The sequence below is a fragment of the Pseudooceanicola spongiae genome (assembly GCF_014899185.1).
Taxonomy (GTDB): Bacteria; Pseudomonadota; Alphaproteobacteria; order Rhodobacterales; family Rhodobacteraceae; genus Pseudooceanicola; species Pseudooceanicola spongiae.
The window spans coordinates 3490026-3510192 of sequence record NZ_CP045201.1 but is presented as its reverse complement, the minus strand read 5'-3'; the positions used below and the strand labels follow the sequence as shown (position 1 = coordinate 3510192).

Here is a 20167-nt window from a genome sequence, read left to right as displayed (position 1 = left end):
CGGTAAAGTTTATTCGCCTGCCGGGGTTTCCAGCCTCGCCCCCGCGCCCCATCTGATGAACAGATACGCCTGCAGGCCCCCTGCACGGCAACGATACACCTGCGGGATGCACTCCCGCGCAAGAGCGGTTATCATAGGGCCATGTTTCGCCTCGCCTTCGTCTCCTTCATCGTTCTGACGCTGCTTTACGTGGTGGTCTCGCTCTATGCGCGCCACGCCCGTCGCGCGCGGCTGGAGCAGGAATGGGAAGAAGACGCCCTGCCCGGCAGCCGTGACGAGCACGTCGCGCAAGGGCTGGCCGACTATGACGACAGCATGGCGCGCAAGCTGATCCTGCTGATCTATATCGTGCCAGTGGTCATTGTTGCCTTCATCATCTACGCCGTGAATTTCATGTAAGGAGAACCGGCGCATGCGCTATGTTAAGTGGGCTTTCTGGGGCATCATCGCGGCCGTGGTCGCAGCCTTCTTTCACTATACCCTGCCACAGCAAGACATCGTGCGGATCACCGACACGTTCGAGAAACGCGTCGATTACGGCAGCAATTCGATCTTCTGGGCCGATGCCAATACCGGCAACGCCACCGGAACCACCAACCGCGATGTCTTCTTCATCCAGTCGATCCGTGAAAACGGCAAGCCGATGGTCTATCGCAACGAAGATACCGGCTGGGGTTGGCCGCCCTATTTCAAGTTCGACACCAACAACCTGCAGGCCAGGGCGTCGGATCTGAAATCCACCTCGGCCAATCCGCAATGGGTTCAGGTGACACATTACGGCTGGCGCAACGAGTTTCTGTCGACCTTCCCGAATGCCGTCGGCCTCAAGGGTGTCTCTGGCCCCGATGTCACGTCGATCCCCTGGCTGAACATCATCATCCTGGCCCTGGTCTTCGCGCTGTTCTGGGCGATCCGCGTGCGCTGGCTGCGGTTTCGCCGCCGCCGTATCGACCCGATGCTGGAAAACGTCGAAGACAGCTACGACCGCAGCCGCTTTGCGCGCTGGCGGGAGGAGCGGCGAGCGAAGTAACGCCCCTTCCCATACGCACAGACCCTGTGCGCCCGGCGGGGCTAACCCGCCCGGCGCCGCGCGCATAGGGTGATGCCAAAGCAATTCGGAGGCACTCATGGAAATCGGTCTGTACACATTTGGCGACGTCGGCACCAACCCGGTCACGGGCGAAAAGGTCGATGCGCAGAAACGCCTGAACAACCTGATGGAAGAGATCGAGCTGGCCGATCAGGTTGGCCTCGACGTCTTCGGCCTGGGCGAACACCACCGCCCGAACTACGCCGTGACCGCGCCCTCGACCGTGCTGGCCGCCGCCGCGCGCACGACGAAAAACATCAAGCTCAGCTCCGCCGTGACCGTCCTCAGCTCCGAGGACCCGGTGCGCGCCTACCAGCAGTTCGCTACGCTCGACAACCTGACAAACGGGCGTGCCGAACTGATGGTCGGGCGCGGCAGCTTCATCGAAAGCTTCCCGCTGTTCGGCTATGACCTGAACGATTACGACGCATTGTTCGAGGAAAAGCTGGCCATGTTGATGGCCATCAATGAAGATGAAAAGCTGAACTGGAAGGCGACAGCGCATACCCAAGGTGTCAAGGGCGTGGGAGTTTATCCGCGCCCCGTGAACGGCAAGCTGCCGATCTGGATCGCGGCCGGCGGTACACCGCAAAGCATGGTGCGCGCCGGCGCCTATGGCGCGCCCCTCGCTCTGGCCATCATCGGCGGCGAGCCGCGTCGCTTCGCCCCCCTCGCCGACCTCTACCGCCGCGCCGCGGAACAAGCCGGACATGCCGATACCGCCCGCGTCTCCCTCAACGTCCACGGCTTCGTGGGTGAAGATGGCAAGGCCGCTGCAGACCTTTTCTTCCCGGCGCAGAAGCAGGTGATGGACCAGATCGGCCGCGAGCGCGGCTGGGGCCCGCAAAGCCGCGCCCAGTTCGACGCATCGATGAGCCCTGAAGGCGCGATGTTCGTCGGCTCCCCCGCGCAACTGGTCGACAAGATCCTCGGCCTGAAAGAGGATCTCGGATTCGACCGCGTGACCATGCAGATGGCCATTGGCGTGATCGAGCAGAAGGAAATGCTCAAAGCCATCGAAGTGCTCGGCACAAAGGTCGCACCCGAGCTGCGCAACGCCAGTTGATTGCGGTCGGGACAGGGGGCTCTGCCCCCGCCAGCTGCGCTGCCTCCCCCGGGATATTTCCAACAGGGAAATAATGTGGTGCGGGGCTCGGTGTCATCTTGCCGAAAATACTTCCGCCGGAGGCATCCGAGCTTTCAGCGCGCACTGCGAGGAATAGATTGGGCAAGCCTTCCACTTTTTGCGCAATTGCTCTGGCCCGTTAACGAGACGCAGTGCGCACACTTACGGTAAACGAACGCCGATAAAATGAGTGCTGCTCTTTGTTTCTCATTGGGTGGGGCCATCGAATATCTTGTGGGCATTGGCGGCATAGGCTGTGCAGTATTTACCTTCCTCATTCACCAGGCAGGAGTTTTCCCGGATTCATGATGCCTCTGGGATCCAGAGCCCCCTTGATGGCACGCATCGCTGCCAGGGCCACCGGGTCCTTTCGCCGTGCCATCGTCGAGAGTTTGTGGGTTCCGATCCCGTGCTCAGCTGAAAACGATCCTTTCATCTCGACGACCACATCCTCGATGGCCTCCACCAGCCTGTCCTTGTGGGAAAGATCGGTGCTGGTCGGGAAAATCGTGTAGTGAATATTACCGTCCCCGAGATGCGCCACGATGGAGGTGGTCGCCGAGGGATCCAGGTCGGCCAATGCGATATTTGCTTTAAAAATAAAGGCTTCCATACGGTCCACCGGCACGGCGACATCCATGATCATCAGGGGCTTTTTCATCGCGGCCACCTCGCTCGCGGCTTCGCGCATGGACCAGATCTCGGACCGCTGCGCCTCAGAGGTGGCGATCAGCGCATCCTGGATCACGCCAGCGTCATGCAGTTCGGCCAGAACCTCTTCGAGGTAGGACACGATCGGCACCGAGCCATCCGCGAGCGGGACACAATCGCGCGGCGCCAGGGCACCGATTTCGATCAGGATATTGGCCTTGTGGTTTTCCGCAAAGGGCGCGCGTGCCTCGGGGCGCAGGCGCAGGAAGTCGGTGATGTAAGTATCTGGCATATATTCAAAAGCCTCGACCGCGCCGCCTGTCGCCAGCTGGATCCGATTGAGCAGATCCAGCGCCGGGGCGAGGCTTTTCATCCCCACCAGCGCCGTCGCATAGGCACCGGGTTTGGGACGAAGCCGCAGCACGGCGCCGGTGATGATGCCCAGCGTGCCTTCGGAGCCGATCAGCAGGTGCCGCAGATCGTAGCCGGAGTTGTTCTTGTGCAGGTCGTGCATCAGCTCGACCACCTCACCCGTGGGCAGCACCGCTTCGATTCCCAGCACCAGATCCCGGGTATTGCCGTAGCGCAGCACGTTGGAGCCGCCCGCATTTGTCGCCAGGGCTCCGCCGATCATCGCCGAGCCGCGCGCCCCGAAAAACAGCGGAAAGATCAGGCCATGCGGTTCAACTGCATCGTGAATTTTCGCAATGATCACACCGGCTTCGACGACAATACTGCGTGCGTCGGGGCGGATGTCGCGGATGCGGTTCATCCGCTCAAGCGAGACCACGAGAGCACCCTCGCCCTGCCCGCCGCCGGCCATGCCGGTGCGGCCACCGAGCGGGATGAGGGGGGTGCCGGTGGCATTGGCCCATTTCACAACTTCGGCGACCTCGGCGGTGGAGCCGGGGCGGACCACGGCCAGAGGGGCCTCGAACGACTCATGCCCCCAATCCCACCCGTAGGGCTCGGCGTCCTTTCCTGTCAGGACATGGGCCGGGCCGAGACATGAGCGGAGCTGGTCGAGCATGGAATTTCCCTTTGTATTACGGGGTTATCATGCGTTGGCTGAGGGGCGGGAGCAAGGGAGGACCGGCCACGACACCCCGCCAAGAGAGCAATTGCGAATTTCGTCGATGATTTTGCCTTGACCTCAGAAAATCTCTGCCCTAGGTAGCGCCACGGTTTGGCGGAGTAGCTCAGTTGGTTAGAGCAGCGGAATCATAATCCGCGTGTCGGGGGTTCAAGTCCCTCCTCCGCTACCATTAAATCCCTATATATTTCGGCGGCTTGCGCTGAGGGGCTTCCTCCCCTTGGGGCGCATGCCCTTTTGTGGGCGCGCGGCGTTCAGGCCTTTGCTGCGACCTCTGGGCGGCCCTTTGTGCGGGGGCTGGTTAACGGGGTTTGGCGGTGTTGGACCGGGTGCGGCCCCTGCCCCCCTCCGAATCATGGTTAATCTCTGAAAAGCGGCGAATCCGGCTGTCGGTATCGGGTCGGTATCTGAACGGTATCCGGGCGGTGCGATATCGCGCGACAGGCCGGGTTAAGGCGGCGCACGCAGCGGCGCGTTAACCAGACGGTGCGCGCCTGCCCGAAAAGGACAGTCGGCGCCGCGAAGATGACATTTGGGTGACGGTTCGATGACAGGCGGATGATTATTCACGCATTCCGACATGCTGTCACAAAGCTTCAAGAAACTGTAACCGTTCTGTTACGCGGGGTCAGCACAAGCGCCCCATCAGAACCAATGGGGCTTCCTATGATCCGCACGTTTTCCGTTTCCGCACTGGCGCTTGTCGCCTCGCTGACCGCCGCTCAGGCACAGACCGAAATCCAGTGGTGGCACGCCATGGGTGGCGAGCTGGGCCAGAAGCTGGAAGAGATTGTCGCGAGCTACAACGCCAGCCAGTCCGATTACAAAGTTGTCCCGACCTACAAGGGCAGCTACTCCGAGACCATGACCTCGGCCATCGCCGCCTTCCGTGCGAAAGAGCAGCCGACCATCGTTCAGGTCTTTGAAGTCGGCACCGGCACGATGATGGCGGCTGAGGGCGCTGTCTATCCCGTCTACCAGATGATGAAGGACACCGGTCAGGCGTTCGACCCGAAAGCCTTCCTGCCCGCCGTCGTCGGCTATTACACCGACACCAACGGCAACATGCTGTCGATGCCGTTCAACTCCTCCACCCCGATCCTGTACTACAACAAGGACGTGTTCGAGAAAGCCGGTCTGGACCCGAACACTGCCCCCAAGACCTGGGAAGATGTCGAAGCCTTCTCGACCAAGATCATGGACAGCGGCGCGGCCAACTGCGGCTTTACCACTGGCTGGATCAGCTGGGTGCAGCTTGAGAACTTCTCGGCCTGGCACAACCAGCCGATCGGTACCAAGGAAAACGGCTTTGGCGGTCTGGACGCCGAGCTGACGGTCAACGGCCCCGCGCAGGTCAAGCATTGGGAAAACCTGGCCAAATGGCAGAAGAACGGTGTCTTCCAATACGGTGGCCCGGGCGGCGGTGACGATGCGGCGCCGAAGTTCTATGCGCAGGAATGCGCGATGTACATGAACTCCTCCGCAAGCCGCGCCGGTGTCATGGCCAACGCGAAAGAGTTCGACGTCGGCTTCGGCATGCTGCCCTATTACGCAGACGTTGACGGCGCACCGCAGAACTCGATCATCGGCGGCGCGACCCTGTGGGTTCTGCAAGGCCACGACAGCGACGAGTACAAGGCGGCTGCGAACTTCTTCAGCTACCTGTCTTCGGCTGAGGTTCAGGCCGACTGGCACCAGTTCTCGGGCTACCTGCCGATCACCAGCGCCGCTTATGAGCTGGGCAAGGAACAGGGCTATTACGAGGCCAACCCCGGCTCCGACGTGGCGATCAAGCAGATCACGCTGAACGCACCGACAGCGAACTCCAAAGGTCTGCGCTTTGGCAACTACGTCCAGATCCGTGGCATCATCGACGAAGAGTTCCAGGCCCTGCTGGCCGGTGACGTCGATGCGAAAACCGCGCTGGACCAGGTTGACGCCCGTGGCAATGAGCTGCTGCGTCAGTTCGAAGCCGCCAACGACTGATCAGGTCCTGACCTGAGCATTCCCGACCCGCGCCAGTTCCGGCGCGGGTCATTGCCGTTTCAGGGCCGTTTCAGGCAAGCGGCGCAACAAGTGATATCCGACATGCAGAACAAACGCGCGATCTTTGGGGCGAAGGGGCTGCCCTATTTGCTGCTGGCCCCGCAGCTGATCATCACGGCGATCTTCTTTCTCTGGCCGGCCGGGCAGGCCATCTGGCAGAGTTTCCTGCGCGAGGATGCCTTTGGCATCAAGACGACCTTCGTGGCGCTGGAGAATTATCGCTATCTGTTCCACGACCCGAGCTATCTGAATTCGCTGAAGGTGACGGTGGTGTTTGCCCTGTCGACCGCAGCGCTGTCGATGGGGGCCGCGCTGATCCTGGCGCTGGCGGTCGACCGGATGCTGCGCAGTGCGCGGCTGTATTCGACGCTGCTGATCTGGCCCTATGCCGTGGCGCCGGCGATTGCGGGCGTGCTGTGGTGGTTCATGTTCAACCCCACCATCGGCATCCTGCCCTATCTGCTGGAGGCCGTGGGCTATAAGTGGAACCATGCGCTGGACCGGGGCAATGCCATGACGCTGGTCGTCATCGCTTCGGCGTGGAAGCAGATCAGCTACAACTTCCTGTTTTTCGTGGCCGGGCTGCAGGCGATTCCGGGCAGTCTGCGCGAAGCTGCGGCGATTGATGGCGCGGGGCCGGTGCGCCGGTTCTGGACGATCACCCTGCCGCTGCTGTCGCCGACGACGTTCTTCCTGCTGGTGGTCACCATCGTCTACACGATGTTCGACACCTTCGGCGTGATCGACGCGATCACCGAGGGCGGACCGGCGCAATCGACCAACATCCTTGTCTACAAGGTTTATCAGGACGGGTTCGTGGGTCTGAACCTCGGCTCCTCTGCTGCGCAATCGGTGGTGCTGATGGGCATCGTCATCCTGTTGACCGTCATCCAGTTCCGCTTTGTCGAGCGGCGCGTGAATTACTGAGAGGGCCAGAGCAATGGTTGAAAATCAACGCTGGCTGAATGTGCTGGCCCATGCGGTGCTGATCCTCGGCGTCATCGTCGTGGCGCTGCCGGTCTATATCGCCTTCGTCGCCTCGACCCACGAGAGCGGGGCGTTCATGTCCGGGGTCATTCCGATGCTGCCCGGCCACAACATGGTCGAGACCTATTCGGCGGTGCTGCGGGGGGGCGTGTCGTCGCAGATCTCGCAGCCGATCTGGCTGATGCTGGGCAACTCGATGATCATGGCGCTGATGATCGCGGTGGGCAAGATCGTGATCTCGATCACCTCGGCGTTTGCGATCGTGTACTTTCGCTTTCCGTGCCGGGGTCTGGCGTTCTGGATGATCTTCATCACCCTGATGCTGCCGGTCGAGGTGCGCATTCTGCCGACCTACAAGGTGATTGCGGACCTCGGGATGCTGAACAGCTATGCCGGTCTGTCGATCCCGCTGATCGCTTCGGCCACGGCGACCTTCCTGTTCCGTCAGGTCTTTCTGACGATGCCGGACGAGCTGGTGGAGGCGGCGCGGATTGATGGTGCGGGGCCGATGAAGTTCTTTCGCGACATCCTGCTGCCGCTGAGCAAGACCAACATCGCAGCGCTGTTCGTGATCCTGTTCATCTACGGCTGGAATCAGTACCTCTGGCCGCTGCTGATCACCACGGACCCCAGCTATACGACCATCGTTTCGGGCATCAAGCGGATGACCGACGTGCAAGACGGCACCCCAATGTGGAATTACATCATGGCCGTTTCGGTGCTGGCAATGCTGCCGCCCGTGGCTGTCGTGGTGTTCATGCAAAGGCTCTTCGTGAAGGGCCTGATCGAGACGGAGAAATAACCATGGCCACTCTGACGCTAGAGAGCCTCGGCAAGACCTACGACAGCGGCGCGAGCGCGGTGCGTGACGTCAACATCAACGTGGCGGATGGGGAGTTCCTCGTGCTGGTCGGCCCGTCAGGCTGCGGCAAGTCCACGCTGCTGCGCATGATCGCGGGGCTGGAGACGGTCACGGATGGCACCATCCGCATCGGCGACCGGGTCGTCAACAAGCTGGAACCGGCTGAGCGTGACATCGCGATGGTGTTCCAGAACTACGCGCTTTATCCGCATATGTCGGTGCGCGAGAACCTGTCCTATGGCTTGCGCAACCGCCGCATGGCCAAGGCCGAGATCAACCGCCGTGTTGATGAGGCGGCCAAGATCCTTGAGATCGGGGATTTCCTGGAGCGCAAGCCGCGCGCCCTGTCGGGCGGTCAGCGTCAGCGGGTTGCCATGGGGCGCGCCATCGTGCGCGAACCTTCGGTGTTCCTGTTCGACGAGCCGCTGTCCAACCTCGACGCCAAGCTGCGCGTCAGCATGCGCGGCGAGATCCGCAGCCTGCAAAAGCGACTCGGCACGACCTCGGTTTACGTCACGCACGACCAGCTTGAGGCGATGACGCTGGCCGACCGGCTGGTGGTGCTGCGCGCGGGCAAGGTGGAACAGATCGGCACGCCGCTGGAGGTCTACCAGCGCCCGGCCTCGACTTTTGTGGCAGAGTTCATCGGCTCGCCTGCGATGAACCTGCTGGACGGAGTGATGCAGGGCCACGCGCTGAGCATTGCCGGGGCGTCGCTGACGCTGCCGCACAGCCACCAGGGCCCGGTCCGGGTGGGTGTGCGCGCGGAGGACCTGCGCGCGGCGCCAGCGGGCACCACGGGCGGGCTGCCGGTGCATCTGCGCTACGTCGAGGAGCTGGGATCGCAGCGTCTGGGGCATTTCGACTGCGCGGGAGAGCGGCTGATCGCGGCCTTCCCCTCGGGTCAGGCGCTGTCGGACGAGATGGCGCTGATGGCGCCGCCGGAGGCGCTGCATCTGTTCGGCGCGGATGGGATGCGGCTGGCCTGAACTTTCGGGCTTTGCGACACCGCCGCGTGGGGGCTAACCCTGCGCGGCGGTTTGCTTTTGCGGGATCGCCCAGGGGCGGGCGGCGTAATAGCGGCCCTCGAAATCCTCGATCCGGGGCAGGTCCTGCAGGGTCGCAGCAAGGTCGTCGAGGCCGTTGATCAGGCGGTGCTTGAGGCGGGCGTCGATGTCGAAGTCCAGCTGACGGGGGCCAATGGTCAGGCGCTGCGCGGGCAGGTCGATGTCGGCGGGCATGGCAGGCTGATCGGTCAGCATGTCGGTCAGGCTCTGCACCGTCTCCGCGTCCAGCGCGATGGTCAGCAGGCCATTCTTGCCCGCGTTGGAACGGAAGATATCGGCGAAACTGGGCGCGATGACGGCGGCGACGCCGTAGTCGAGCAGGGCATAGACTGCGGCCTCTCTTGAGGACCCACAGCCAAAGTTGTCGCCCGCAACGAGGATCCCCGGCGCCTGAGCGAGGTCGTTGAGCGGGAAGTCGGCGCGCGGCGCGCCGGCTTCGTCAAAGCGCAGGTCGTGAAAGCACTGATCGCCATAACCATCGGTGCGCGACCGGCTCATGAAGCGGGCCGGGATGATCTGGTCGGTGTCGACATTGGCGCGCGGCAGGGCGGCGGCGGTGCCGGTGAGGGTGGTGATCGGGGTCATGGTGTGGCCTTTGCGGACAGGGCGCGGGCGTCGGTGATGCGCCCGGTCAGGGCGGCGGCGGCGACCATTTCGGGGCTCATCAGGTGGGTGCGCGCGCCGGGGCCCTGACGGCCACGGAAGTTACGGTTGGAGGTCGAGGCGCAGCGTTCGCCCGCCGCCACCTGATCGCCGTTCATGCCGACGCAGAGCGAGCAGCCACTGGCGCCCCACTCGGCCCCGGCCGCGCGGAAGATATCGGCAAGGCCGGAGGCTTCGGCCTGCCGCGCGACCGCCTCGGACCCTGGCGAGACCAGCAGGGGGACGGCGACGCGCTGGCCCTTGAGGATGCGTGCCGCGGCCTGCAGATCGGCCAGACGGCCATTCGTGCAGGAGCCGATGAAGGCGCGGTCGATGGCGATGCTGTCGATCTGAGCGCCCGCCGTGAGGCCCATGTAGGACAGCGAGTCGGGCGTGGCATCGGCGGGGATGCGCCCGGTGACCGGAGCGACCTGTTCGGGGCTGGTGCCCCATGTGACCATCGGCGCGACCGTGCCCGCGTCCAGCGCGACATCGCGGTCATAGGTGGCCCCTTCGTCCGGCGCGAGGGTGCGCCATTCGGCCACGGCGGCGTCCCAATCTGCGCCAGTGGGGGCCATGGGCCGGCCCTTGAGCCAGTCGAAGGTGGTCTGATCTGCGGGCACGAGGCCGGAGCGCGCGCCCATCTCTATCGTCATGTTGCAGAGCGTCATACGCTCTTCCATGCTGAGGGCGGCGATGGCGGGGCCGGCGTATTCCACTGCGTGCCCGGTCGCGCCGCCGGTGCCGATCTGGCCGATGATCGCCAGCGCGAGGTCCTTGGCCGTGGTGCCCTGCGGCAGGGTGCCGGTGACGCGGATGCGCATGACGGGCGGCGGCTTTTGCCAGAGGGTCTGGGTCGCCAGCACATGCGCCACCTCGGAGGCGCCGATGCCAAAGGCGAAGGCTCCGAAAGCGCCATGCGTTGCCGTATGGCTGTCACCACAGACGATGCTGAGGCCGGGCAGCGTCAGCCCCTGTTCGGGCATGGCGACATGGACAATGCCCCGGCGCGGATCGCCCATGCCAAAGCTGTCGACGCCGAAATCGGACGTGTTGCGCTGCAGGCGGGCGATCATGGTGCCGGTGACCTCGGTCGCGCGGGCCTGCGCCGAGGGGGCGTAGTGATCTGCCACGCCGAACGTCAGCTCTGGATGGCGCAGGGGGCGGTTGCCCGTCCGCAGGCGGGCGAAGGCGTGGTGGCTGCCTTCGTGCAGGTAATGCCGGTCGATCCAGAGCAGGTCAGAGCCCGCGTCCGACAGGATGCGATGGGCGTCCCAGATCTTGGCGACGGTGGTGCGGGGATGGGTCATTGGGGTGTCCTTCTCAGGCGCTGAGGGCGCGGCCACGGCGGCGGCTGAGCAGCAGCACGCTCAGGATCACTGCGAGGATCGCCAGCATCACCAGCGTGATCGGGCGGGTCAGCAGAAACGCCGGATCGCCACCCGAGATCTGCCAGGAGCGCGTCAGCTCTCCCTCGGCCATGGGGCCGATCAGCAGGCCGACGACGGTGGCGGTGACGGGAAAGCCGTAGCGCCGCATCACCCAGCCGAGCGCCCCTGCCCCCGCCACGGTGAACGGGCCGACCATCGAGCCGGTGATCGCATAGGCCCCCATCATCGACACCGACAGCACGAAGGGGATCAGGTAGCTGAGGCGGATCTTGACGATCGAGCTGGCGAGGAAGACGAAGACCAGCCCGACGCCAAGCAGCAGGATCGCCTGGACGATATTGCCGAGGATCAGCGCATAGACCACATCGGTGTTCTGCGAGATGAAGCGTGGCCCGCCGGTGACATTGTGCATCGCGAAGGCGCCAAGCAGGATCGCCGTGCCCGCGCCGCCGGGCAGTCCGAGCGCCAGCAGCGTCACCATGCCGCCGCCCTCGGACGAGGAATTGGCCGATTCGGAGGCGACGACGCCGTCCATGTTGCCGCGTCCGAAGCTGGCGGGGTCATCCGACAGCCGCTTGGCGGCGGCGTAGGAGGCAAGGTTTGCGACACTGGCCCCGACGCCGGGAATGATGCCGATCAGCGTGCCGAGGGCCGAGCCGCGCAGCACGCTCGGCCAGTTGCGCAGCGTGTCGGCCGCGCCGCTGAGGATCGGACGCAGCCGCATCTTGCGCATCTCGCGGTCGGCAACGAGGTAGTCGCGGCCGGTCATGTTGATCAGCTCGGACGCGGCGAACAGGCCGATCAGCGCCGGGATCGCGGGGATGCCGTCGAGCAGGTACATCGAGCCCATGGTGCCGCGCATCAGCCCGGTGTCGGAATAGCCGATGGTGCTGATCAGGATGCCAAGCATCCCCGCCGCCAGCCCCTTGGCCACCGAGGAATCGTTCAGCACCGCGATCAGCAGCAGGCCCCAGATCGCCACCACCAGCATCTCGGTCGGGCCGAGTTGCAGCACCCAGGAGGCGACGGGGCTGACGAGGAACAGCAGGATGATGTAGCCGAACAGCGTGCCGATGGCCGAGGCGACCAGCCCGGCGCCAAGCGCCTCTCCGTGACGGCCCTGCTGGGACATGGGGTAGCCGTCAAAGGCTGTGGCGACGGCGCTGGAGGTGCCGGGGATGTTCATCAGGATGGCGGGCACCGCGCCGCCAAAGCCGCCGCCCGTGAAAATCGCCGTCAGAAACAGGATGGCGGGCAGGAAATCCATGTATAGCGTGGCGGGCAGGAACACCGCCATGGCGATGGAGATCGACAGGCCCGGAATCGCGCCGAAGATCAGGCCGATCAGCAGGCCGGGGATCACCACCAGCCAGGCCAGAGGATCACTGCCCAGCAGCGTGAAAGCATCGGAAAGCGCGGTGAGGTCGAGCATGTGGGGACTCCCGGGGGGTCGTCAGAAAAGCAGGGTCGGCAGGCGCACGCTGAGCAGATCGGTGAAGATCCAGGTCATCAGTGCGGCCCCGGCGAGAGAGGCGAGCGCCAGTTTCCACCAGCTGCGTTCGCCCTGCAGCAGCAGCGCCAGCAGGATGAATACCGCCGTGCCGACATCAAATCCGGCGAAGGGCGCGGCGCAGGCGTAGGCGCCGGTCAGCACCAGCAGCAGGATCGGCTTCGTGTCCTCGCCCCAGGTCCGCTCGACCGTTTTGGCGAGGCCGGTGAGGGGCTTCATGTCGGCGACACCGGCCCAGAGGGCGGCCACCGCGCCGATCAGCGCCACGGGCAGGATCAGCAGCCAGTCGGTCAGCCCGCGGGCGATCCCCATCACCGACCATGCGTAGACAAGCATGGCCAGCGCCAGCAGCGCGGCAAAGACCAGAGGCCCCCAGCGGCGGCGGGGGGCGGAGGTGTCGGGGTCTGTCGGGTGTGCCATCTGTCTGGTCCTGCTCGGGTGGTGTGCTGCGCCGGGGTGGGCCCGGCGCAGCGGTCATGGGGCGCGGCGTGGGATCAGTTCACCACGTCGCTGAGCTTGGACAGCGCCTGATAGGCATCGTCGATCAGCTTCTGGCTGGCCTCTGGTCCGACCCAATCGGAGCCGAGGCCGGACTGCGCAGCGATGTCCTTGTATTCAGCCGATTCGACGACGGTCTTGTAGGCCGCGACCAGCTTGGAATAGCGCTCCGGGTAGTCCGTCTCGAAGGCGGCGGGCACCAGCAGGCCGGTGATATTGCCACCGATGATCGCGGTCGGCTCGGCCCCCAGCGCGGTCAGGGCGTCGTTGAGCAGGGGCGCGTCCATGTTGTCGGGGTTGGTGTCATTGACCACGGCGAGCACACGCAGGCTGTCCATGACCGCATCCGCCCCATTGGCGGCGAGGACCTCGAAATCGACCTGATTGCCGGCGAGGGCCGTGCGCAGCGGTGCGCCGCCGTCATAGGTGACGAAACGGACGTTGGCGTCGGGGATGCCCAGCGCCTCCATCGCGACGAGGGTCTGCAGGTGGCCGCCATTGGCGTAGATGATGCCGGAGGAGACCTTGCCCGGCTCCTTCATCGCCTCGACCAGATCGGCGAAGGTCTGGTAGGGGCTGTCCTTGTGCACGGCGACGATGGCGTAGTCGTTCCACTGGGCGTTGAGGAAGGCGAAATCCTCCCACTTCACCGGGGCGCCGCCGACCAGGATCGCATTGGCGAGGTAGGGCGTCGCCTGCATCAGCAGCAGGGTGTTGCCGTCGGGGTCCTGACGGCTGACGTAGGTCGCGCCGAGGCCGCCTGCCCCACCGGGACGGTTTTCCACCACGACCGGCACGCCAAGCTCGGCCCCCATCGGTTCGGCCAGCGTGCGCGCCATGCGGTCCGCCGAGCCACCGGCCTTGAAGGGCACGACGATGGTGATCGGGTCCTGCGGCCAGTCGTCTGCGGCGCGGGCGGCACCGGGCATGACGGCGAGGCTGGTCGCGCCCAGCGCCACAGCGCCAAAGGCCGAAGCGGCGAAGGTGATGAAACGGCGGCGCGCGGCGCCTGAAAATCTCTGCATGATGTCCTCCCTAGACGTGCACGGGCTTGGGGCCCGGTCGCCGCTGAAGCTATCAAGTCTTAATGTCATGTCAATATAACATTTGGACTTGGGTTCGGGGGAATGATTGGGTAACAATCGCCTGAAACGGGTATGTCCTGAAGGAAAAGCCATGACAGATGCGCGCGCCGCCGCAGGCCATACGAGCGAGGACAGCCCCTGGCCGAAGCATCACCGCGTCTATCTGATCCTGCGCCAGGAGATCGAGGAGGGCGTCTATTCCGGCGATGCCCCGATGCAGGGCGAACTGGCGCTGGCGGCGCGCTTTGACGTCTCGCGCATCACCATCCGCAAGGCGATGGACCGGCTGTCGCAGGAAGGCCGGGTCGAGCGGCAGCGCGGGCGTGGCACCTTTGCGCGCGACGTAGGCCGCCCCTCGCCCGTCACGGCCAGCCTGTCGGGCAATATCGAGAACCTGCTGGCGCTTGGCCTGCAGACGGATGTGGCGCTTGTCTCGCTGAGCTATGACGTCGTGCCGCCGCATATCTGCGCCGCCATGGGGCAGCCCGTCGGCACGGTGATGCAGCGCGCTGTACGGGTGCGCAGCCTGGACGGGGTGCCGTTCAGCCACCTCACCACCTGGCTGCCCGAGGCGATCGGGCGCAGCTTCACACCCGAGGAAATGCAGCGCACGCCGCTGTTGCGCCTGATCGAGCGCGCGGGCCATCGCATCGCCAGCGCCCGTCAGGCGATCACCGCCAAGCTGGCCGCCCCCGAAGTCGCGCAGCTGCTGCGCATCGAGGTGGGCGAGGCGCTGCTGTCGGTGCGCCGGCTGGTCTACGACGATGCGGGCGAGGTGGTCGAATATATCAACGGCCTCTACCGCCCCGACACCTATGAACACGAGATGGAATATGACCGCAGCCACACCAAGGCGGCGGATTTCTGGACCTCCAAAGACAGCACGAGCGGAGCCGACACATGACTGATCTGAAAACCCTTCTGGCCGACCCCGCACGCGGCATCGTGGCGCCCGGGGTGTATGACCCCTTTACCGCGCTGCTGGCCGAACAGGCCGGGTTCGACTGCCTGTACCTGTCGGGCGCCTCGATTGCCTATACCCGGCTGGGGCGGCCCGATATCGGCCTCGTCTCCGTCTCAGAGGTGATTGCCACGATCGAGCTGATCACGGATCGCGTCGGGTTGCCGCTGATCGTGGATGGCGACACAGGGTTCGGCAATGCGATGAACGTGCAGCGCACGGTGCGCGGGTTCGAGCGCGCGGGCGCGCAGGCGATCCAGCTGGAAGACCAGAGCTTTCCCAAGCGCTGCGGCCACCTTGCGGGCAAGAAGCTGATCCCGGCGCAGGAGATGGTCGGCAAGATCCGCGCCGCCGTCGATGCCCGCCAGTCCGACCGCTTTCAGATCATCGCGCGCACCGATGCCATTGCGGTCGAGGGCTTTGAAGCCGCGCTGGAGCGGGCCGGGATGTATGCGGACGCCGGAGCGGATGTGCTGTTCATCGAGGCGCCGCGCTCGCTTGAGCATATGGCGCAGATTGCCGAACGCTTTGCCGGGCGGCTGCCGTTGCTGGCCAATATGGTCGAGGGCGGGCAGACGCCCATGGGCTCGGCCGAGGCGCTGCATGCGCGCGGCTTCCGGCTGGTGATCTTTCCCGGCGGAATCGCCCGCGCCATGCTGCGGCAGGGGCAGGCCTATTACGCCAGCTTGAAGGCCAATGGCAGCAACGCACCGTTTCAGGACCGCATGGCGCTGTTTGACGAGCTCAACGAGGTGATCGGCCTGCCCGAGATGCTGGAGACCGCCGCGACCTACGAATGATGCGGCGGCCTTAAGGGGTGTCAGGCAGCGGTGATCATCGCCGCTGCCTCGGCGCAGGTCATGATTTCGGTCACCGAGCCGAGCGAAATCAGCGTTGCCTCGTGGACCTTGGGCGAGAAGGTGGCGCAGCCGTCCGACAGCAGGATCGTATGGATGCCGCGCAGATGCGCATCGCGCAGGGTGCTGGCGACGCCGCCGTTGGTGACAATGCCGCCAACGATCAGCGTATCGACCCCGATGGCCTTGAGGATATATTCCAGCCGGGTCTGGTAAAAGGCCGAGTAGTTGACCTTTTCCACCGTGAAATCCGCCGGTTGCAGGCTGTCGACCAGATCGTGACCAAAGCTGCCGGGGGCAAAGTCACCGCGCCCCAGAAACGGCCTCAGGGTCTTGAGGTGTGGCGCGATCAGTGGGTCGCCGTCATGACGCGGCACCAGCGTGAACTGCGCCGAGACATAGCTGCCACCCCGGGCGCGCATCGCCTCGATCACGGGCAGGACACGGGCGGGCAGCGCGGCGATCTCGTCACTGGCCTGCCCGGCGCGGCCATAGGCGCCCTCGGGGTGCAGAAAGTCGTTCTGCAGGTCGATGGTCAGCAGGGCGGTGCGGCTGAGGTCGAAATCATGGGGCATCTTGAAGGGCTTTCGGGGTCAGGGGCTTTCGGGAGGGGGATCTTTGGGGGTGCCACGCGCGTCGGGCTGGTCGGAAATCCAGGCGCGCCCGGTGTCGCTCTGGACCCGGCGCATCGACATTTCGAACTGATAGAGTTCGGGGCGGTAGAGCACCTTGATGAACTCGACCGGGCGGTCCGAGGAATCATAGACGACGCGGCGGGTGTCGATCAGCGGCGCACCGGCAGGAATGTTCAGCGCGGCGGCCGAGGTGGCATCGGCCAGCGTCGCGGTGATCGTCTGGGTCGCGGCACTGACAGGCACACCGGCCTGCTCCAGCAGCAACAGCAGCGGCGTGCGCGAGGCATCCTGCCCCTCGACCAGCGCGGCGATATCCTCGGGGACCCATGTCTCGACATAGGACAGCGTCTGATCGCCGAGCGAACGCACGCGCAGGGCCTGCATGGCGCGCGCGCCCGGTGCCAGAGCAAGGCGCGACAGCACCTCGGGCGGGGCGAGGGTGAGGCCGGAGGAGAGCACCTTGACGGAAGTGGTGCGCCCCATCTGCCCAACGGTTTCCAGCAGCCCGTCGATGCTGGACTTGATCGGGCGCGGCGGAATGCGATCCGAGACGCGGGTGCCCCGGCCACGCTGACGCACCACCAGCCCGCTGTCGGCCAGTTCGTTCAGCGCCCGCTTGGCCGTGATGCGCGAGACATCGAAGGCGGCGCAAAGCTCTGCCTCGCCCATGATCTTGTCGCCGGGGGCCAGCGGGCCGGCGTGGATCTGGCTGCGCAAAAGCACATAGAGCTGCTGATACAGCGGCACGGGCGAGCTGGGATCGAGAGTGGGGCTTTTTTGGGCTGTCACGTCGCTTCCATAAATTCTGTCAGGCAGCTGCACTCTAATCATTGACTCAATGATATATCTATATACCAATTTAAATGACCTATTGGTATATCATTATATCAATTCAAGACATGGAAGCAGGCCTGCTTCCTGAGGGGACATGAGACGTGGCGAAGAAGACAATACTCATCGTGGGTGCGGGGCCGGTCGGGCTGACATTGGCGTGGCGACTGGTGTCTGCGGGACTGCCGGTGAAGGTTTTCGAGGCAGAGAGCGAGATTTCCGATCAGCTGCGCGCCTCGACCTTTCATCCCCCGACGCTGGACATGTTCGCGGAGTCGGGCATCACCGAGACGCTGATCGCCAAGGGACGGATCACGCCGACGTGGCAGATCCGGATGCACGCGACGGGCGAGAAGGCCGAGTTCGATCTGGGTGTGCTGGCGGGCGAGACCGACCACCCCTATCGCCTGCAATGCCGTCAGGCCGAGCTGAGCCGGGCACTGTACGCGCTGCTGCCCGAGGGCACGGTGGTGTTTGACGCCGAGGTCGGAGAGGTCACTCAGGACAGCGACGGCGTGACGCTCAGCGTCAATGGCGAGGCGCATGAGGGCTGGGCGCTGGTCGGTTGTGACGGCGCGCGCAGTGTCGTGCGCAAGGCCATCGGCGCGGGGTTCGAGGGGGCGACCTATCCCGAGAACACGATTCTGGTGACCACGACCTTTGCCTTCGAGGATCACCTGGAGGGGCTGTCGGGCGTCAACTACATCTGGAAGCCGGGCGGCACCTATTCGCTGCTGCGCCTGCCTGATCTGTGGCGCGTGTCGCTGCACCCCGAGACAGATCAGGACGTCGAAGACGCGATTAGCGACGCCTCGATCCGGGCGCAGACGCGCAGTGTCATCCCCGATGCGGGCGATATCGATATCGTCGAAAAGCGGGTCTACCGGGTGCACCGGCGCGTCGCCTCGACCTATCGGCAGGGCATGATGTTCCTCGCCGGGGATGCGGCGCATCTGAACAGCCCCAAGGGCGGGATGGGCATGAACGGCGGTATTCACGACGTCTTCAATCTGGCCGACAAGCTGATCGCGGTCGCGCAGGGCGCGGATGCGGCGCTGCTGGACGCCTACGAGGCGCAGCGCCGCCCCATCGCGCGCGACGACATTCTGGCGCAGGCCGATGAGAACCGCCGCCGCATGAACACCACCGACACGCAGGAGCGTCTGGCCCAGCTGGAGAACCTGCGCGCCATTGCCGGGGACGCCGAGCGCGCCAAGGCCTTTCTGATGCGCTCCTCCATGATCACCGGGTTGCGCCGCGCCGAGGCGCTGACATGAGCGCGCCGCTGTACCGCAAGAGGAGAGATGAGCGATGAGCTTTGAGTTGCCAATCCAGCCGCCCGCCCGCGTCGGCGGCCTGATCAACGGCACCGCCAGCAGCGGCGGCGGCATCGACATTCCCGTCTTCTATCCGGCGACGGGGGCACAGATTTCGACGCTGACCGAGGATGACGGCGCAGCGGTGGATCACGCTGTTGCCGCCGCGCGCCGGGCCTTTGACACGGGCCCCTGGCCGACGCTGAGCGTCGCCAAGCGCATCGAGGTGCTGGAGGCCTGCCGCGCCACGATCCTGGCCAATGTCGATGAGCTGGCGCGTCTGGAATGCGCCGCGACCGGGCTAGTGCTGCGGGAATTGCGCGCCCGGCACATGGTGCGCGCGGCCTACAACTTTCGCTTCTTTGCCGAATACATCAGCCAGTCCGCCGGGCAGAGCTATACCCAGACCGAGGGCTATCTGACCACGGTGACGCGCGAGCCGGTGGGCGTTGCGGCCCTGATCGCACCGTGGAATGCGCCGGTGGCGCTGGCGACGATGAAGATCGCGGCGGCGCTGGCCTTCGGCAATACCTGCGTGCTGAAACCCTCAGAGCAGACGCCGCTGGCGCTGGCGCGGCTGGTCGCGTTGCTGCAGGAGGTGCTGCCCGAGGGCGTGCTCAATCTGGTGAACGGGCGGGGTTCGGTGACCGGGGCGGCACTGGTGGCGCATCCCGGCGTCGATCTGATCAGCTTTACCGGCGGCACCGAAACCGGGCGTTCGATCATGTCGGCGGCGGGGCGCAACCTTGTGCCCTGCACGATGGAGCTGGGCGGCAAATCCGCCAATATCATCTTTGCCAGCGCCGATCAGGAGCGCGCGCTGGATGGCGCGCTGCAGGGCATCTTTTCGAACAACGGGCAGCAATGTCTGGCGGGGTCGCGGATTCTGCTGGAGCGGTCGATCTTTGACGATTTCACCGAGAAGTTCCGCGCCCGGGCCGAACAGGTCCGGGTCGGTGATCCGCTGGACGATGCGACCGAGGTGGGGCCTCTGGCCTCGCTGGCGCATATGAACCGGGTGCTGAGCTTTGTCGATGCGGCGCGCGGCGATGGCGGGCGGCTGCTGACTGGGGGCGCGCGCCGCCACGATCTGGGCGAGGGCTATTTCATCGCGCCGACGGCGGTCTGTGCCAGTTCCAACGCGGATCGCTGTGCGCAGGACGAGATCTTTGGCCCCTTCGCCACTTTCCTGCCCTTCGACACCGCCGACGAGGCCGTGGCCATTGCCAACGACACGGCCTTCGGGCTGGTCAGCTATGTCTGGTCCGATGACCTGCCGACGGTGATGGCGACAACGCCGCGCCTGCGCTCGGGCGTGGTCTGGGTGAACACGCCGATGATGCGCGAATTGCGCGCGCCCTTCGGGGGCTACAAGACCTCCGGCGTGGGCCGCGAGGGTGGGGCCGCCTGCGAGGCGTTCTACACCGAAGAAAAGACCACGACCCTTCCGACCACGCCACCGACCCTCAGAAGGTTCGGGGCGGGCGCGGATTAAGATCCATCACACCAACAGGGAAAA

The 20167-nt window shown here is 65.0% G+C and carries 19 protein-coding genes and 1 tRNA gene; 12 read left to right on the top strand and 8 right to left on the bottom strand.

The window, feature by feature from the left end:
* Positions 1 to 141: 141 nt before the first annotated feature.
* The 3 genes from F3W81_RS16520 (at position 142) to F3W81_RS16510 (ending at position 2156) form a co-directional block, all read left to right on the top strand.
* The gene (locus F3W81_RS16520; protein WP_193080337.1) at positions 142 to 399 is read left to right on the top strand and encodes a hypothetical protein; all 258 of its coding nucleotides are present in this window, start codon (positions 142 to 144) and stop codon (positions 397 to 399) included.
* 13 nt (positions 400 to 412) lie between these two features.
* Positions 413 to 1030, top strand: coding sequence for a DUF1523 family protein (locus F3W81_RS16515; protein WP_193080335.1), 618 nt, complete (start codon positions 413 to 415; stop codon positions 1028 to 1030).
* 97 nt (positions 1031 to 1127) lie between these two features.
* Entirely contained in the window at positions 1128 to 2156 is a 1029-nt protein-coding gene (locus F3W81_RS16510) for an LLM class flavin-dependent oxidoreductase (RefSeq protein WP_193080334.1), read from the top strand.
* Between the two features lie 334 nt (positions 2157 to 2490).
* Here F3W81_RS16510 and F3W81_RS16505 read toward each other — a convergent pair whose 3' ends face one another.
* Positions 2491 to 3897 (bottom strand): FAD-binding oxidoreductase, encoded by a 1407-nt coding sequence (locus F3W81_RS16505; RefSeq protein WP_193080333.1) that lies wholly within the window; start codon positions 3895 to 3897, stop codon positions 2491 to 2493.
* A gap of 158 nt (positions 3898 to 4055) precedes the next feature.
* Here F3W81_RS16505 and F3W81_RS16500 point away from each other — a divergent pair.
* The 5 genes from F3W81_RS16500 (at position 4056) to ugpC (ending at position 8844) form a co-directional block, all read left to right on the top strand.
* Positions 4056 to 4132: transfer RNA gene (locus F3W81_RS16500), tRNA-Met, on the top strand.
* Positions 4133 to 4626: 494 nt separating this feature from the next.
* Complete coding sequence (gene ugpB, locus F3W81_RS16495; protein WP_193080332.1) at positions 4627 to 5946, top strand: sn-glycerol-3-phosphate ABC transporter substrate-binding protein UgpB; 1320 nt, start codon at positions 4627 to 4629, stop codon at positions 5944 to 5946.
* 102 nt (positions 5947 to 6048) lie between these two features.
* Positions 6049 to 6933, top strand: a complete 885-nt coding sequence (gene ugpA, locus F3W81_RS16490) for a sn-glycerol-3-phosphate ABC transporter permease UgpA (RefSeq protein ID WP_193080331.1) — start codon at positions 6049 to 6051, stop codon at positions 6931 to 6933.
* A 13-nt stretch (positions 6934 to 6946) separates the two neighbouring features.
* Entirely contained in the window at positions 6947 to 7795 is an 849-nt protein-coding gene (gene ugpE / locus F3W81_RS16485; protein ID WP_193080330.1) for a sn-glycerol-3-phosphate ABC transporter permease UgpE, read from the top strand.
* 2 nt (positions 7796 to 7797) lie between these two features.
* Positions 7798 to 8844 carry a sn-glycerol-3-phosphate ABC transporter ATP-binding protein UgpC gene (ugpC, locus tag F3W81_RS16480; RefSeq protein ID WP_193080329.1) on the top strand — a complete coding sequence of 349 codons (1047 nt, stop codon included), beginning with the start codon at positions 7798 to 7800 and terminating at the stop codon, positions 8842 to 8844.
* Positions 8845 to 8877: 33 nt separating this feature from the next.
* On the opposite strand, the gene leuD is transcribed toward ugpC, so the two are convergent.
* From leuD to F3W81_RS16455, 5 genes are all read right to left on the bottom strand, one after another.
* Positions 8878 to 9507 carry a 3-isopropylmalate dehydratase small subunit gene (gene leuD, locus F3W81_RS16475; protein ID WP_193080328.1) on the bottom strand — a complete coding sequence of 210 codons (630 nt, stop codon included), beginning with the start codon at positions 9505 to 9507 and terminating at the stop codon, positions 8878 to 8880.
* Positions 9504 to 10874, bottom strand: a complete 1371-nt coding sequence (gene leuC, locus F3W81_RS16470; protein ID WP_193080327.1) for a 3-isopropylmalate dehydratase large subunit — start codon at positions 10872 to 10874, stop codon at positions 9504 to 9506. Before leuC ends, leuD begins: the two co-directional genes overlap by 4 nt.
* A 13-nt stretch (positions 10875 to 10887) precedes the next feature.
* Positions 10888 to 12387 carry a tripartite tricarboxylate transporter permease gene (locus tag F3W81_RS16465; RefSeq protein ID WP_193080326.1) on the bottom strand — a complete coding sequence of 500 codons (1500 nt, stop codon included), beginning with the start codon at positions 12385 to 12387 and terminating at the stop codon, positions 10888 to 10890.
* A 21-nt stretch (positions 12388 to 12408) separates the two neighbouring features.
* The gene (locus tag F3W81_RS16460) at positions 12409 to 12885 is read right to left on the bottom strand and encodes a tripartite tricarboxylate transporter TctB family protein (RefSeq protein ID WP_193080324.1); all 477 of its coding nucleotides are present in this window, start codon (positions 12883 to 12885) and stop codon (positions 12409 to 12411) included.
* Positions 12886 to 12959: 74 nt separating this feature from the next.
* Entirely contained in the window at positions 12960 to 13988 is a 1029-nt protein-coding gene (locus F3W81_RS16455) for a Bug family tripartite tricarboxylate transporter substrate binding protein (RefSeq protein WP_193080323.1), read from the bottom strand.
* Between the two features lie 151 nt (positions 13989 to 14139).
* Here F3W81_RS16455 and F3W81_RS16450 point away from each other — a divergent pair, with 151 nt between their 5' ends.
* Both F3W81_RS16450 and F3W81_RS16445 read left to right on the top strand, forming a co-directional pair.
* Positions 14140 to 14952, top strand: coding sequence for a GntR family transcriptional regulator (locus F3W81_RS16450; RefSeq protein WP_193080322.1), 813 nt, complete (start codon positions 14140 to 14142; stop codon positions 14950 to 14952).
* Positions 14949 to 15809: an isocitrate lyase/PEP mutase family protein gene (locus F3W81_RS16445; protein WP_193080320.1), complete on the top strand. Its 861-nt coding sequence runs from the start codon at positions 14949 to 14951 to the stop codon at positions 15807 to 15809. Before F3W81_RS16450 ends, F3W81_RS16445 begins: the two co-directional genes overlap by 4 nt.
* A 20-nt stretch (positions 15810 to 15829) precedes the next feature.
* On the opposite strand, the gene F3W81_RS16440 is transcribed toward F3W81_RS16445, so the two are convergent.
* A complete protein-coding gene (locus tag F3W81_RS16440; protein WP_193080318.1) occupies positions 15830 to 16441 on the bottom strand; it encodes a cysteine hydrolase family protein in 612 nt (203 codons plus the stop codon).
* A gap of 18 nt (positions 16442 to 16459) precedes the next feature.
* Positions 16460 to 17290, bottom strand: coding sequence for a GntR family transcriptional regulator (locus F3W81_RS16435; protein WP_193080316.1), 831 nt, complete (start codon positions 17288 to 17290; stop codon positions 16460 to 16462).
* A gap of 146 nt (positions 17291 to 17436) precedes the next feature.
* Between F3W81_RS16435 and F3W81_RS16430 the strand changes: the two genes are divergently transcribed.
* On the top strand, positions 17437 to 18609 hold the full coding sequence (locus F3W81_RS16430) for an FAD-dependent oxidoreductase (protein ID WP_193080314.1): 1173 nt from the start codon (positions 17437 to 17439) through the stop codon (positions 18607 to 18609).
* A 34-nt stretch (positions 18610 to 18643) separates the two neighbouring features.
* Complete coding sequence (locus F3W81_RS16425; RefSeq protein ID WP_193080312.1) at positions 18644 to 20143, top strand: aldehyde dehydrogenase; 1500 nt, start codon at positions 18644 to 18646, stop codon at positions 20141 to 20143.
* The last annotated feature ends 24 nt before the right edge of the window (positions 20144 to 20167 follow it).